This is a genomic window from Shewanella psychromarinicola (genome assembly GCF_003855155.1).
Taxonomy (GTDB): Bacteria; Pseudomonadota; Gammaproteobacteria; order Enterobacterales; family Shewanellaceae; genus Shewanella; species Shewanella psychromarinicola.
This window is the reverse complement of sequence record NZ_CP034073.1, coordinates 226038-240937: the sequence shown is the minus strand read 5'-3', so window position 1 is coordinate 240937 and position 14900 is coordinate 226038. Positions and strand designations below refer to the sequence as shown.

Genomic DNA, 14900 nt, shown 5'->3' with positions numbered 1-14900 from the left:
GATGGCTGGTGCTAACAATCCAGTGATAACTATTAAGCGTGGACTTGATATCCCGGTTGCTGGTGAACCACTACAGCAAATAGATGACGCACCTAAAACGACCCAAGTGGCGTTAATTGGTGAAGAATATGTGGGCTTAAAGCCAACAATGTCGGTTGAAGTAGGCGATAGTGTCGTCAAAGGCCAAGTGTTATTTGAAGACAAAAAAACGCCAGGGGTGTTATTTACCGCGCCAGCAAGCGGAGTTGTTGTCGCTATTAATCGCGGAGAGCGTCGGGTCCTGCAGTCGGTGGTCATTGATTGTGATGCCAAGCAAGAGCCCTGTTTCATTCTTGAGTCTATGGATATTAAGGCACTATCACATCAAGCTGTTAAAGACGGTTTAGTCCGCAGTGGCTTATGGACCGCGTTGCGCACACGTCCTTTTTCTCGAGTGCCCCAGTTAGATGCAAGCCCTGCCGGTATATTTGTCACCGCCATTGACACCAATCCTCTTGCGCCCGATCCACGGGTTATTATTGCGACTCAACCACAGGCTTTTCAGGCCGGATTATTTGCCCTAACGTTTTTGACTAGCGGTCAGGTGTATCTATGCCAAGACGATGGCGCTTCGTTATTGGCCGATGCCAGCATTGAGCACGACTTATCGCAAGTCAGTGTTCAGCGTTTTAACGGTGTGCACCCTGCCGGATTAGTTGGCACCCATATTCATTATCTGTTACCTGCCAGTATTGAACGCCAAGTGTGGCATGTGGGTTATCAAGACGTGATTGCCTTTGGCAAACTGTTTTTAACCGGCGAACTGTATACCAATCGTATCGTGTCATTAGCCGGCCCTAATGTGTTAATGCCACGATTAATGAAAACTCAATTGGGTGCGAAGCTAAGCGATTTGACCCTGGATGAAATCAATCAACAAGATTCCCGTATTGTTTCTGGATCACTATTGTCAGGCCATACGGCTGTCGGCGTTTATGATTATCTTGGCCGCTTTCATAATCAAATTAGTGTGCTCACTGAAAATGGACAACAAGAGATTTTACCTTGGGTTCGCCATGATAGCCGAAAATTCTCAATGACCGGCATCATGATGTCAGGCTTTAGTCGCACCAAAAAACTGTTCGACTTTACGACCCAAGCTGGTGGTTCTCCACGGGCCATGATGGCATTTGGTCAACTTGATCGTGTGATGCCATTAGATATTCTGCCCACGCTTTTAGTGCGCGACTTAGTGGTACGCGATACCGATGAGGCACAGTTATTAGGGGCATTAGAACTAGATGAAGAAGATTTAGCACTATGTACTTTTGTGTGCCCTGGGAAATATGACTTCGGTAAAGAATTACGTGCTTGCCTAGATATTATCGAGAGGGAAGGTTAATGAGTCAGCAACAGAAAAAAACCAGCACCCAAGACAGTTACTACGCCCATGGTAACTCAATGCGGAGTTATCTACGGTCTTTGTGGATAGCCAATGGCCGCAGCACTAAAGGTGATGTGCATATTCGTGATGCTATTGATGTTAAGCGCACCATGCACATTGTCGGCATGTGTTTATTTCCTGCCATGTTATTGGGTATGTACAATATTGGTCTTCAGGCGCAAATGGCCATTATTGCCGGGGCAACCCAGCCTGATGTATGGCAATTAGCCTTGTATAACGCGATGTTTGGCTCGCTGACTGAAAGTGCAGGTTTGATCAGTTTATTCGCTTATGGTGCCAGTTTTTATGTGCCGTTTTACTTAACGGCGCTGATAGTAAACTTGGTATGGGAAGTGGTGTTTGCCAAAGTGCGTCGCCAAGAATTACATGAAGGCTTTTTTATCACTGCCTTATTGTTCTCGTTAATTTTACCCATTTCTACACCATTATGGATTGTGGCCTTAGGCATCAGTTTTGGGGTTGTGGTGGCAAAAGAACTGTTTGGCGGCATGGGCTACAACTTCTTAAATCCTGCGCTAGCGGGTTATGCGTTTATTTACTTTGCTTATCCAACCGAAGTGGTGGCGTTAGGACAGTTTGTTGCGGTTGATGGCTTTTCTGGTGCAACCACATTAACTCTTACCGTGGCTAAAAAATTAAGCTTTGTCGATGTGAGTTGGTTTAGCGTGGTGAGTGATCCGAGCTGGTGGAATGCCTTTTTAGGCTTTACCCCAGGTGCTGTGGGTGAAACCAGTACCTTAGCCATTCTTATTGGTGGCGGTATTTTACTCCTAACCCGCGTAGCTGATTGGCGTGTGGTAGCCGGCGTTATGCTGGGAATGATCATTACCGTCTTGTTGTTCAACTATTTTGGTTCTAGCAGAAATCCCATGTCGGCAATGCCGTGGACATGGCACTTAGTGACCGGTGGTTTTGCATTGGGAATGATGTTTATGGCCACCGATCCGGTGACGGCATCCTATACCCGTAAGGCCAAGTTTGTTTTTGGATTTATGATTGGCTTTATGACCATTATTATTCGTTTACTCAATACCAAAATGCCAGAGGGTATTATGTTGGCTATTTTGTTTACTAATTTATGGGCACCGTTATTCGACTACTTAGTCGCTCGCGCTAATATTAAACGGAGACTAAAACGTCATGGCCTTTAAGAAAGATACCGTCGCTGGAACCATGGTTTTTATTATCATTTTAAGCTTAGTTTGTTCGTTTATGATCACGGGTACTGTCGAGATTTTAAAAGAGCGCAAATTAGCCAAGAAGCGTGAAGAAGTGCAGCAGTATGTGTTAAAGGCTGCTGACATCGACATCAGCCAAGGTGACTTTAGCGAGTTGTTTACTCAGCGAGTTCAACCGAAAATGGTTAACTTGGCGACAGGTAAAGTGACTGAAAAAGCTAACTTACTTGATTTTGACGAACGCATGGCGGCCATTAACCCTGAAACGTCTACTAAACCTAAAAAAGACATCGCCAAGATTAAAACCATGGCGACCGATATTCGCATTTTTGAGGTGTACGACACCAAGGGTCAACTTGCCAGTATTGTTATGCCTATTTACGGCAAAGGTTTGTGGTCGATTATTTACGGTTACATGGCGATAAAACCTGACTTAAACACCATTGAGAACATCGTGTTTTATGAGCATGGCGAAACCCCAGGTATTGCTGACTTTATTACTGACCCACAATGGTTAGCCTTGTGGCAAGGCAAAACGCTATTTGATGCCAAAGGTAACATTGCCATTAAAGTGATTAAGGGCGGTGCAAAAGACGGTGACATTCACGGCATCGATGGTGTCAGTGGTGCGACTCGTTCGGGTGTCGGTATCCAACGTTTAGTCGAGTTTTGGTTTGGCGTAGAGGGATACCAAACTTATCTACACACGTTAGCCGCTGCAGAGGATAAGTAAATGAGTAATACCACTTCAACTCGCGAGATCCTGACATCGCCTATTTTTGCCAATAATCCAGTGGCAATGCAGGTATTAGGTGTGTGTTCGGCCTTAGCGGTCAGTAATTCGATGCAAACCGCATTTGTGATGACACTCGCGGTGACGTTTGTGTTGGTGTTTTCGAACTTGATTATTTCAAGCATTCGCCACTTTATTCCCAACAGTGTGCGCATTATTGCGCAAATGACCGTGATTGCGTCCTTGGTGATTATTGTCGATATGGTGCTACAAGATGTGGCGTATGAGCTATCGAAACAGTTATCTGTGTTTGTGAGTTTGATCATCACTAACTGTATCATTATGGGCCGCGCCGAAGCCTTTGCGATGAAACATCCTCCTCACCTAGCCGTGTTCGATGCCTTAGGCAATGCCTTGGGTTATGGGGTGATTTTAATGGGCGTGGCGTTTATTCGTGAACTACTGGGTCGTGGCAGTTTGTTTGGTCATTCAATCTTAACCACTGTCGAAAATGGCGGCTGGTATTTGGCGAATGAGATGTTCACATTGCCACCCAGTGCCTTTTTTATCATTGGCGTGATGATTTGGGTCATTAAAATCATTCAGCGCAAGCGCGGATAAGGAAACAGCATGGAACACTATATTAATTTATTTATCCAAGCGGCGTTTATCGACAATATGGCGCTGTCATTTTTCTTAGGTATGTGCACCTTTTTAGCCGTATCAAAAAAGGTCTCAACTGCATTTGGCTTAGGGATCGCAGTGATTGTGGTGATGATGCTGGCAGTGCCACTCAATCAAATTATCTACGTCAATATCTTAGCGCCAGGCGCATTAGCGTGGGCGGGGTTTGCTGAACTTAATTTAAGCTATTTACAGTTGATTACCTTTATCGGGGTGATAGCCGCGTTAGTGCAAATTTTAGAAATGTTTTTAGACCGTTATATTCCGACCTTATATCAGTCATTAGGGATCTTCTTACCGCTATTAACGGTCAATTGCGCCATTTTTGCCGGAGTTATCTTTATGGCTAACCGTGACTATAACTTTACTGAGTCAGTGGTCTTTGCTGCGGGTTCTGCTGTGGGTTGGGCGATGGCCATCGTGTTATTAGCAGGATTGCGTGAACGGATGAAGTTTCATGCTATTCCTGATGGATTACAAGGCATTGGGATCACATTTATTACCACCGGCTTAATGGCTCTGGGCTTTATGTCATTTGCGGGCATTACGTTATAACGCATTAAAGAAAAGGGTTATTTAATGGAAATGGCAATAGGTATTGGCATGTTTACCATAGTGGTAAGTTTGCTAGTGGTGGTGATTTTAGTCGCCAAACGAAAATTGGTGAACACCGGTGATGTGACGATTAGCATTAATGGTGATGCCAGTAAAAGCGTGCAAACCCCTGCGGGTGATAAATTATTGGCTGCATTGTCTGGGCAACAGATATTTATTCCATCAGCCTGTGGCGGTGGTGGTACTTGTGGTCAATGCCGCGTAAAAGTGAAAGCCGGTGGCGGTGATATTTTAGCGACTGAGCTGGATCATATCTCGAAAAAAGAAGCCAAAGACGGCTCTCGTTTGGCGTGTCAAGTCGCCGTGCGAACCGACATGGATCTTGAGATTGATGAAGAAATTTTTGGGGTTAAAAAATGGCAATGTGAGGTTATTTCAAATAATAACCAAGCGACCTTTATTAAAGAACTGTTATTAAAAATTCCCGAAGGCGAAGACGTGTTATTTAAGGCTGGAGGTTACATTCAAATTGAAGCGCCTGCCCATCAAGTCCGTTATGCTGATTTTGATATTCCGGACGAATACCGTGATGACTGGGTTAAGTATGGTTTATTTGATTTAGTCTCTACGGTGGATGAAGACGTATTACGTGCTTATTCGATGGCCAATTATCCTGATGAAAAAGGCAGTATACTGCTTAATGTACGTATCGCTACCCCGCCTAAAGCCGGTTTACCACCAGGGAAAATGTCGTCGTATATCTTTAGCTTAAAAGCCGGTGATAAGGTGACTATTTCGGGTCCATTTGGTGAGTTTTTTGTCAAAGAAACCGATGCTGAAATGGTGTTTATTGGTGGTGGTGCTGGCATGGCGCCAATGCGGTCGCATATTTTTAATCAGCTAAAAAGTGTTAACACTAAGCGTAAAATGAGCTTTTGGTATGGGGCTCGTTCAACTCGCGAAGTGTTTTATCAACAAGATTTTGATCAACTTGCCGCTGAAAATGACAATTTTACTTGGAATGTGGCCTTGTCGGATCCATTGCCAGAAGATAATTGGACCGGATACACAGGCTTTATCCATAACGTGCTGTACGAGAATTACCTAAAACAGCATAAAGCGCCGGAAGATTGTGAGTATTATATGTGTGGCCCTCCGCTGATGAATTCATCGGTTATTGCTATGCTAGAAAGCTTAGGGGTTGAGTCGGAGAATATTTTACTCGATGACTTTGGTGACTAACGTCTTGCTGTGCAGTACTCACTAAGCCGATAAAAAAATCCCCAATACTGTCAATGACGGTTTGGGGATTTTTTTAGCAGAGAACTTTTAGTAAAGAACTTTGAGCAAAGAACGTTAAACGGGTAAAGAGGGATTAACGTTCAGAAAACGCTAAATAACGCATCACTTCGGCTTTATTAAAACTAAGCACATTACCGTGTTGTTCAGTGAACAGTAAATTTTCGCGAGCATAACGCTTAATTGTAGTAGGGCTTTTGTCGAGTATTTCACAGACTTCATTTAAGGTTAAATCGTTAGCATCACTCATCTCGTTCTCCTTACTTAATCGTTACAGTTATACTTTTATGTCGTTAGCATTAAACAACACATTGGTATTAACTTGTCACAAACATGCATTATTGTCGAGCGTACTCTTATGAATAATGACAGTGATGCATCATGGCATTAGTGATAATTTGAGTGGTGGGAGCGACTTGAGGCTTCAGAGCGACTTGGTACATCGACTCCGCGACCATTTGTGCATCAATGGGCTGATATTGACGCAGCGGGCCGATAAACAAAAACGATAACCCCCCCAAAATGGTTTGGCCAATATCTTCCAGAAGACGTCTATTATCTCGAGGTCCTAATAATAAACTGGGTTGAAAAATATTCATTACCGGTAAGGACAACGCCTTAAGCGCTTGTTCAACCTCGCCTTTTATCCGGTTATAAAACACGCTTGATTTAGCATCCGCACCCAGTGAGGTCACTACCATAAATTTAAGCGAAGGATTTGCTTGGGTTTGACACAGTTTAGCAAAGGCCAGTACGGCTAATTTATCAACCTGAATAAAGGCCTCTTCGCTACCAGCTTGCTTGATAGTGGTACCTAAACAGCAAAAGGCATGATCCACTTTGTCTGCCAATGTAAGTTCATGAAGTTCGTCAAGCTGGCTGTCAATAAACTGTACTTTTTCGGCGCCAAATTGATGTTCGACCAAATTAGGTTCCGAACGGCCAATGACCAATACTTTACTATACTGTTCACTTTCAATGATGCGAGCCAGTAAGGTATTACCCACTAACCCCGTCGCACCTATTATTACTGCAATCATATGATCCTTTAGAAAGCTAAACTGACTCGCATAGACTCTAATCTGTCGCTCCAATGGTTTCAATAAGAATATTTTAATAGTCATTATTATCCTGTTTGTTAGCGTAGTATTTTTGCAGAAATATTAGTGTTTTTGCAGAAATATTAGTGTTTTTGCAGAAATATTAGTGTTATTCCAAAAAACTAGCGTTATCGCAACACACATGAGTGTAAGCTCAACATAACAGTAACAAGTAAGCGTAATCATTAGGATCCATTATGACCCAAACGCATTTACCTCTGACCGATTTTATTGAATATTCACCCGATGAAATGCTCAAACGGGCACAAGATAATTACCAGCAGGTTAAACGGCGTCATTCTATTAGGGCGTTTTCTGACCGTGCAGTCCCGCAAGCCATTATTGAACAGTGCATTTTAGCGGCGGGCACGGCACCTAATGGGGCCAACCATCAGCCGTGGCATTTTGTGGCAATTAACAGTCCGCAAATAAAAGCGCAAATTCGTCAACAAGCTGAGGCATTAGAGCAAGCGTTTTATGCCGGTCGTGCCGGCGAGGAATGGTTAGCGGCATTGAAACCTTTAGGGACTAACGCCGATAAACCGTATTTAGAACATGCGCCTTGGCTAATTGCTGTGTTCAGTAAAAAACGCACCGAAGCGGCGGGTGAACAAAAGAGTAATTATTATGTCCATGAATCAGTGGGGATTGCGACGGGATTTTTAATCCAAGCATTGCATCACGCAGGCCTTGGTACTTTAACGCACACCCCAAAACCGATGAGCTTTTTAAGTAAAGTGTGTGGGCGCGACAATGATAATGAACGCCCCTATATGCTTATTATTGCTGGGTATCCTGCAGATGATGCGACCATCCCACAACATGCACTGGAAAAGAAGTCGCTCAGTGAAATGTGTGATTTTATATAATGACGATTCCTGCCGGGCTAGTGCGGTGAAGGTTTGGGTGTCAATATGCCTCTTCATGCTAAGTTCCCCCCATACTGCTCGGATCATTATGTTCTCAATAAACGCCATCAAAACTGCGTTGGTAGTGGCAATGTTTTTGCGCTTTGCGGTGTGGCTTTTCAAATCAACATCGATAATCGTGTCACCACATTGATAAATTGGCATGGTATTAGGTGTAACAAATCAAACGAGTGGTAAATGATGAGCCAATAAAAAAGCGTCTAAAGACGCTTTTATGACCAATACGGCCGCTCGATTAACTAACTTCAGTCATATAACGAGGGTGTATCTTCGGTGGGACGCGTTTTAAAGCGACGATGCAGCCACATATATTGTGGTTTGTTGCGGCTAATCAGTTGTTCAATTATCTGGTTGCCTCGGATGGCGTCATCAGTTTCATTGTCGCCGGGAAAGTTATCTAAAGGCGCCATGATCTCGAGGGTATAGCCGTTATCATCAGCATTACGTTCAACAAAAAAAGGCACAACATTGGCTTTGCCTAATCTCGCCAGAGAGGTTGCACCGGTAATGGTGGCTGCATCCGGTACCCCAAAGAAAGGAATAAACACCGCGCTTGAGCGGCCAAAGTCTTGGTCCGCTGTGTACCAAATCACGTCAGGGCTGCGTAAACTGCGGATCATTTGGCGCACGTCACGCTTAGGCACTAAGCCTTTATTTGAGCGTAAGCGACCTTTTACTTGTAAGTATTCCATTACCGGATTGTTGTGTGGACGATATACCCCAATACCAGGGGCAAATTGACCAAATATACGCGCGCCCATTTCAAGTGGTAGGCAATGCACCGCAAATAAAATCACCCCTTTGCCACTGTCCAAGCTTTGACTAACATGTTCAGTGCCTTTAATCGTCATGTGTTGCTGGACGCGATCGTTTGACCACCACCAGGCGTTAATGGTATCAAATAAGGCTTTGCCGGTTTCTTCAAAGGTCCGCTTAAGCAGTTGTTGTTTGTCTGTATCACTCATATCTGGAAAGCATAAATCGATGTTACGCCTTGCGGTATGGGTTCGACCACTGGCTATTTTCATCACTAATCGGCCAAGTGCACTGCCAATATTCATTTGCCACGGTAAGGGTAATAACAAGGTCAAGCGCATTAACCCGACGCCAAACCACATTAGCCAATGTTTAGGATGATATAAATCAGAAGAAAATTCGGCTTTCTCGACCACAGATAACTCGTCTAGTTCATAAAAATTATTTGTTATTCTACCTCATATTTTGCTGAAAATTAGGTACAATCATGGTTAAATTTTACAAGACAGCGAATACACCATGAAGGTTTCTCTCCCCGCTTTTGAAAATGCGCGCGTTTTAGTGATTGGCGATGTGATGTTAGATCGCTATTGGGTAGGCCCTACGGGACGCATTTCACCCGAAGCCCCGGTACCTGTTGTTAAAATTAATCAAATCGAAGATAGACCCGGCGGTGCCGCCAACGTGGCATTAAACATTGCTACATTAGGTGGGCATGTCCACCTAGCGGGTATTGTAGGTCAAGATGAAACCGCGCAAGCATTAACCCAAGGGGTGAAAGTGTTTGGCGTTGAGCCACAGTGGTTAACGGTCGCCGACAAGCCAACGATTACTAAATTACGCGTTTTGTCGCGCAATCAGCAATTGATCCGCTTAGATTTTGAAGAACCGTTTGATAAAGCCACTAGCCAAGCGTTATTCGCTCAAAGCGAAGCCATTTTAGACAATGTTGATGTATTGGTATTGTCAGATTATGCCAAAGGCGCCATTGATGAACCTAAGGATTTTATTGCTAAAGCGCGAGCCAAAGGGGTAAAAGTATTAGTTGATCCTAAGGGGCATGATTTTGCCCGTTATCATGGTGCGTCATTAATTACGCCAAATATGAGTGAGTTTGAGGCGGTTGTCGGTACGGTGACCAGCGAAAATGATTTAATCGAAAAAGCCCTAAAACTGATTAAATTGCATGATTTTGATGCCATTTTAGTGACTCGTTCAGAAAAAGGCATGACCTTAGTATCGCAAGATCAACCTGAACTGCACATTCCAACGGTTGCCCGTGAAGTTCACGATGTAACGGGTGCCGGTGATACCGTGATCTCAGCCTTAGCGACATCCATTGCTGCGGGCGCGACGTTAGCGCAAGCTTGTGCGATTGCCAATACCGCAGCAGGCGTGGTTGTGGGTAAACTCGGTACCTCGACGGTCAGCCGCATCGAATTAATTCAGGCATTAGCCCTTAACCATGGCGAGTCTGGCTTTGGGGTGATGACAGAAGATCAATTAGCTTATGCGATGGATCAGGCACGTTTACGCGGTGAACGTATTGTGATGACCAATGGTTGTTTTGATATTCTACACGCGGGTCATGTGAGTTATTTACAGCAAGCCAAAGCGTTAGGTCATCGCCTCATTGTTGCTGTGAATGATGATGACTCGGTTACACGGTTAAAAGGCCCTGGACGTCCAGTCAACACGGTTGATCGCCGTATGGCGGTATTAGCGGGCCTAGCAGCGGTAGATTGGGTGGTTCCATTCTCTGAAGACACGCCGCAACGGATTATTACGCGCTTATTACCCGATTCTTTAGTTAAAGGTGGTGATTATAAGGTGGAAGATATTGCCGGTGGTGCTGAAGTGATAGCAGCGGGCGGTAAGGTCGAAGTGCTTGGATTTGAAGATGGTGTGTCAACCACGGCCATTATTCAAAATATTATGTCACAAAAATAATCGATGCTTAGATACTGGCAGCGATCATTACTGACGTTATTAAGCTATAGCCTCGCTTGCGCAGCGTTATTAGCAAGTCAGCTTGTCAATGCCAACCCGTTTATGAGTCAATCAGTGGCCATCGTTGCGGTCATAGCGACTCAGGCTATTGTTGAAGATAATGTGGCGAATGATGATATTCGCCACGCTTATTACACCCCTATTGCAACTAAACAAGCACTGGTGTGCCCAGTGTCTACTCTGGTGCGATGTGTTGCGTTACTTCCTACCTCATTACAACATCAAGCGGCTTTTTCTGTTGCTAATATTCGCCGTGCAATTGGGCGTAAAAGTGCCATGGTGTTGGTTGCTAAAGATGACATCATTGCTGGGATGATTATTATTAATCCCGCTAAAGAGGTGACAGAACAGAGTGGCGCTATTGGGTTAACAACTTATCAGTTGCCGTTAGCCGAACAAACACAGTTAACCTTGTGGCACGAGATAGGCCATTTATATAACATTGCACTGCAAGACAGCATTTTACCTTCCTCTTTGACTAAATATCAGCATGAATGGCTAGCCGATTTGTATTTATTATGGCGTATTGCGCAACATTATCACCAGCTCGATCTGGCGTGGCAACAGTTCCATCGGCGTAATCTTGCGCTCATTAACGACAGTGGTAATTTGTCCCATTGGAGTTCTCCCCAGTTACAGGTTGTACTCAGTCATTATGATGCCCAACAATTACAGCATTTTACTCGGTATGAGGATTTTTTAACCGCGGTTTATCCATTAATGCCGACGTGGTCGACGCGTGACATGGGAGAGTTTTCTAGCTTAGTCCAGCGTACTTTTGGTGCAGTTCAGTCTTTGCCTGAGTACATGTTTTGGCGTCAACCTAAGTTAATTGAAGTGTTGTCGCCGACCTTAGAACAGTTGATGGGCGAGGCTGAAACGCAGCAGTGGCTGAAAAAGCAATTTTCAACAATAAAATAAGCGATAAACTTTTATTCGCGATTGTTTTTACCGTATGAAGGTCATTTAGCCGTGTTCTGTTATTACCTTTGATTTTAAAGGGGTAAATAAATCGTTATCGCGATAATATTCTGTTTTATCCTGTAGATCTGTACATTGTACGGTTAAATATGTTGTCAATTTGCTAAATCACAGCAGAATTTTCTAGTTCGGTCTGGTAAGCTCTTGCATCAAAATAATTAGAGAGATCAAGTTTATGGCCAAGCGTTCACGAGTTGAAACTGAGTTAACCGTTAACCAAATTTTAGATGAAGCCTTCAAACAAATCCTCACAATTGGTTTTGAGGCGATGTCGTACACAACATTATCTGCAGCCACTGGTGTTAGCCGCACGGGGATCAGTCATCACTTTCCGCGAAAAACAGAATTTCTAGTGCGTTTAGATCAACGTATTGGGGCGTTTTTTATTGAAGGATTAGACTTTACTTCGATAACAGCATTAGAGCGATCATGGCGCGAGGTGATGCGCCACCCTGAACGTAAAGCAGTATTACAACTGTTTTTCTGTTTATGTGCCAGTACTGACGAAAACATGAAAACCTTCAAGTCGCTTGATATCGTCAGAGAGGCAGCTGTTAGCCATTTTGCTGAGGTTGGATGCCAATGTGTTGAACAACTTATCGGCAATAGTGCATTGGTACTATTGCAAGATGGGCAACTACACCAAGAGCAAGTAACGCACTAAATCGTACGCATCCGTTAAGTGTTACCCTGTTAGTCACAAATCGGTGTTCAAATTGGCATTATGATCAATAGGATATCGAAGATACCATTCCGTGTCGGTATTTGAGCATTCAACATGCTGGATCGAGCTGATATCGTTACGGAATGATATTTCGTGAGCGACAAAAAATCGCCCATAATGTATGGTTACGCCCGCTTTCTGCTTTCGTATCGGTCGCACATTTGCTGCGCTTTTTCTTCATCAAATTCGCGCAAACCGCTTAATACTAATGTTTTGACTCCGCTACCTATCACTTTGCCTTGGCTTTGAAGTTCAAAGGTGAGGGTGACATCACCACGCTTACCATCAATAGCTAAGTCTTGTTTAATAAGGTGTAAACTGATGGTGCTGAAATCAAAATGGTCCAAATGAAATGACATGCTTTCATAAATCACTAATGGACGATCAGGATTAATCATCATCTTGTATTGCTTCATCATAGGCACAAGTACGTGAATAAAATTCAATCCTGAAAAAGCGACATAGCTTTTAATGAATGCCGCCGTTTGCACATCACATTGGCACTCGTCACCCTGTCGTTCAATATGCAGATATTCTTTGCCTTTGGTGTCGCAAAGGCTGAATTTATCGGCCACGTTTTTATCCACGTTTAACTCCACGCGATCACCGACCATACCAGCAAACTTAAACTGCATATTTTGGCTTAAACCGTATTCGGTCAACACTAGAGCAAACAATAAATCGCCAGGAACACAGAAGCGTTTAGCTCCTACATCATGAATGGGGTTGAAGTCTTCGGCGACTTTTTTAGCAAAATCACTAGCCTGTTGAGCCGAAATAAACACACTTTGATCTAGCTTGGTAAAATAAGGTGATAAAAACATAAAAAATAATTCTTATTGGTCAGTAGTAAGTTGTATCACAAGGCATTGTTGTTAATCATGGTCAATAACAATTTAGGCTTATGCGAGACAAGGTTAGTAATAAAATCCATTAATGAGCGAGAGTTTACGGTATAACGCGAAATAAACCCACCTGATAACGATAAACAGCAAATGCTGAAGATAAATACAAGGCGTCTTTAGGGTACTGATTGTCTGTCGCCGGTGTCACCACAGGCCACATAGGTCGAACATACTCTCTGTATTACAAGGGTATATCGAGATTACTCGGTCCATTTAATTGAGGTTTTGTTATGAAGGACTGTTTAATTTAGTGGCAGCATATCCTGAAAATGAATTTAAAGTGATATAAATTGTATTTTTATTGATATTCACAGCAGGTTTTTAGTGTCATTAACCTCGCCCTCACGGACGCAAACCTAACCTGATCGGTAAATCGTTATACACAATAGGGTTCATTATTTCGCTCATCTTCCTGCCAATAGCCCCTTTTTGTTACAAAACTTTGCTAGCGTCTGAGTGTTATTTTAAGGGTTATTTTAGGTATGGCTTGGGGGATCGTTTTAGGCATTTCAATCTTATTACCAAAATAAGAAGTTATGTTTACCGTGTTTTTTAATACTGTACATGGCTTTATCGGCTTGTTCGCAAACATTAGTAAACTCATCTAACTCATCTAACTCATCAAACAAGCTGATCCCAATGCTGAGTCCTACTTTAATGGTTTCACCCTCTAAATCGATAGGCTCTTGATAGTGTGATAGCAGGGTTCTGGCCAATACAGTTAATCGTTCCACGTTACTATAATAGGCTAAAATAACAAATTCATCGCCACCAAAACGTGCCACGTGATGACGGGGAGCTTGATGATTGTGTGTGGTGTCTGCCGCGCTAAGGAGTTGATCGCATACTTGGCAAATATCATTAGCAATATGGATTAATAGCGTATCGCCATATCGATGTCCTAAGTGATCATTAATAATCTTAAAGCCGTCAAGATCGATAAAATACAGGGCACCATGATGTGTACTATGGGTGTTTTTTTCCTGTTCAAATGCATCAATGAGTGCATTTCGATTGAGTAAATTGGTGAGCGGATCGCGAAGAGCCAGTCTAGCTAAGTCTTGTTCGTAACGCTTCTCTTGGGTGACATCAATATGAGTGCCCATAATTCGAAGCGGTTCACCATTAATATCATATTCAATAATGCGGCCACGGTCTGACACCCATGCAACACTGCCATCTTTGTGCACCATGCGGTGTACGGCTTGATAGATTTCAGCTTGACCCGCTACATGGCTTTCAAAGGCTTGTATAACCCAGTCTTTGTCTTCAGGGTGAAGATTGTTTTTCCAGCTGTTGATATGGGCGGGTAATTCTTCGCGGGTAAAACCAAGCAGGTGGCCCCACTGTTGATTAAAGATAGTCAAATTGCCTGTGGGAATATGTTGCTCCCACAAGCATAGGCCAGTGCCATCAAGTGCAGCATCAAGCTGCTCGTTTACCCGTTTATTTAATAGGGTAAGCCGACTGTTTTCATACTCTAGTTGCTTTAAGCGCTGCTGGTGTTGCTTCAGCTCAAACTGCAATTGAGAAATGATGTCCTGCTGTGTCATTGACAACCGATAATCCTGTAGAGTCCAATAGGCCTAGTTTAGCGGGTTA

Annotated in this window: 15 protein-coding genes; 10 read left to right on the top strand and 5 right to left on the bottom strand. The window is 43.5% G+C overall.

What is annotated here, in order from left to right:
* The first annotated feature begins 1 nt into the window (after position 1).
* The 6 genes from EGC80_RS00990 to nqrF are packed head-to-tail and all read left to right on the top strand — an operon-like array spanning position 2 to position 5836.
* A complete protein-coding gene (locus EGC80_RS00990) occupies positions 2-1381 on the top strand; it encodes a Na(+)-translocating NADH-quinone reductase subunit A (RefSeq protein ID WP_101032817.1) in 1380 nt (459 codons plus the stop codon).
* On the top strand, positions 1381-2595 hold the full coding sequence (locus tag EGC80_RS00985) for an NADH:ubiquinone reductase (Na(+)-transporting) subunit B (RefSeq protein ID WP_101032816.1): 1215 nt from the start codon (positions 1381-1383) through the stop codon (positions 2593-2595). Before EGC80_RS00990 ends, EGC80_RS00985 begins: the two co-directional genes overlap by 1 nt.
* Positions 2585-3355, top strand: coding sequence for a Na(+)-translocating NADH-quinone reductase subunit C (locus EGC80_RS00980; protein WP_101032815.1), 771 nt, complete (start codon positions 2585-2587; stop codon positions 3353-3355). The genes EGC80_RS00985 and EGC80_RS00980 overlap by 11 nt, the downstream gene beginning before the upstream one ends.
* Entirely contained in the window at positions 3356-3976 is a 621-nt protein-coding gene (locus EGC80_RS00975) for an NADH:ubiquinone reductase (Na(+)-transporting) subunit D (RefSeq protein ID WP_101032814.1), read from the top strand.
* 9 nt (positions 3977-3985) lie between these two features.
* Entirely contained in the window at positions 3986-4594 is a 609-nt protein-coding gene (gene nqrE, locus EGC80_RS00970) for an NADH:ubiquinone reductase (Na(+)-transporting) subunit E (RefSeq protein ID WP_101032813.1), read from the top strand.
* A gap of 24 nt (positions 4595-4618) precedes the next feature.
* Positions 4619-5836, top strand: a complete 1218-nt coding sequence (gene nqrF / locus EGC80_RS00965) for an NADH:ubiquinone reductase (Na(+)-transporting) subunit F (protein ID WP_124013497.1) — start codon at positions 4619-4621, stop codon at positions 5834-5836.
* Positions 5837-5969: 133 nt separating this feature from the next.
* On the opposite strand, the gene EGC80_RS00960 is transcribed toward nqrF, so the two are convergent.
* Entirely contained in the window at positions 5970-6143 is a 174-nt protein-coding gene (locus EGC80_RS00960) for a helix-turn-helix domain-containing protein (protein ID WP_101032811.1), read from the bottom strand.
* A gap of 106 nt (positions 6144-6249) precedes the next feature.
* Entirely contained in the window at positions 6250-6933 is a 684-nt protein-coding gene (locus EGC80_RS00955) for a Rossmann-fold NAD(P)-binding domain-containing protein (protein WP_164839402.1), read from the bottom strand.
* Positions 6934-7190: 257 nt separating this feature from the next.
* On the opposite strand from EGC80_RS00955, the gene EGC80_RS00950 reads away from it, so the two are divergent.
* Positions 7191-7862, top strand: a complete 672-nt coding sequence (locus tag EGC80_RS00950) for a nitroreductase family protein (protein WP_124013499.1) — start codon at positions 7191-7193, stop codon at positions 7860-7862.
* Positions 7863-8167: 305 nt separating this feature from the next.
* On the opposite strand, the gene lpxL is transcribed toward EGC80_RS00950, so the two are convergent.
* Complete coding sequence (gene lpxL / locus EGC80_RS00945) at positions 8168-9094, bottom strand: LpxL/LpxP family Kdo(2)-lipid IV(A) lauroyl/palmitoleoyl acyltransferase (RefSeq protein WP_124013500.1); 927 nt, start codon at positions 9092-9094, stop codon at positions 8168-8170.
* A 103-nt stretch (positions 9095-9197) separates the two neighbouring features.
* Here lpxL and hldE point away from each other — a divergent pair, with 103 nt between their 5' ends.
* The 3 genes from hldE (at position 9198) to EGC80_RS00930 (ending at position 12333) form a co-directional block, all read left to right on the top strand.
* Positions 9198-10628 carry a bifunctional D-glycero-beta-D-manno-heptose-7-phosphate kinase/D-glycero-beta-D-manno-heptose 1-phosphate adenylyltransferase HldE gene (hldE, locus tag EGC80_RS00940; protein WP_124013501.1) on the top strand — a complete coding sequence of 477 codons (1431 nt, stop codon included), beginning with the start codon at positions 9198-9200 and terminating at the stop codon, positions 10626-10628.
* A gap of 3 nt (positions 10629-10631) precedes the next feature.
* Positions 10632-11609, top strand: a complete 978-nt coding sequence (locus tag EGC80_RS00935) for a hypothetical protein (RefSeq protein ID WP_233768578.1) — start codon at positions 10632-10634, stop codon at positions 11607-11609.
* Between the two features lie 235 nt (positions 11610-11844).
* Positions 11845-12333: a TetR/AcrR family transcriptional regulator gene (locus EGC80_RS00930; RefSeq protein ID WP_124013502.1), complete on the top strand. Its 489-nt coding sequence runs from the start codon at positions 11845-11847 to the stop codon at positions 12331-12333.
* 185 nt (positions 12334-12518) lie between these two features.
* On the opposite strand, the gene EGC80_RS00925 is transcribed toward EGC80_RS00930, so the two are convergent.
* Both EGC80_RS00925 and EGC80_RS00920 read right to left on the bottom strand, forming a co-directional pair.
* The gene (locus EGC80_RS00925) at positions 12519-13217 is read right to left on the bottom strand and encodes a DUF3581 domain-containing protein (RefSeq protein WP_101032805.1); all 699 of its coding nucleotides are present in this window, start codon (positions 13215-13217) and stop codon (positions 12519-12521) included.
* 599 nt (positions 13218-13816) lie between these two features.
* A complete protein-coding gene (locus tag EGC80_RS00920) occupies positions 13817-14851 on the bottom strand; it encodes a sensor domain-containing diguanylate cyclase (protein ID WP_124013503.1) in 1035 nt (344 codons plus the stop codon).
* Between the last annotated feature and the right edge of the window lie 49 nt (positions 14852-14900).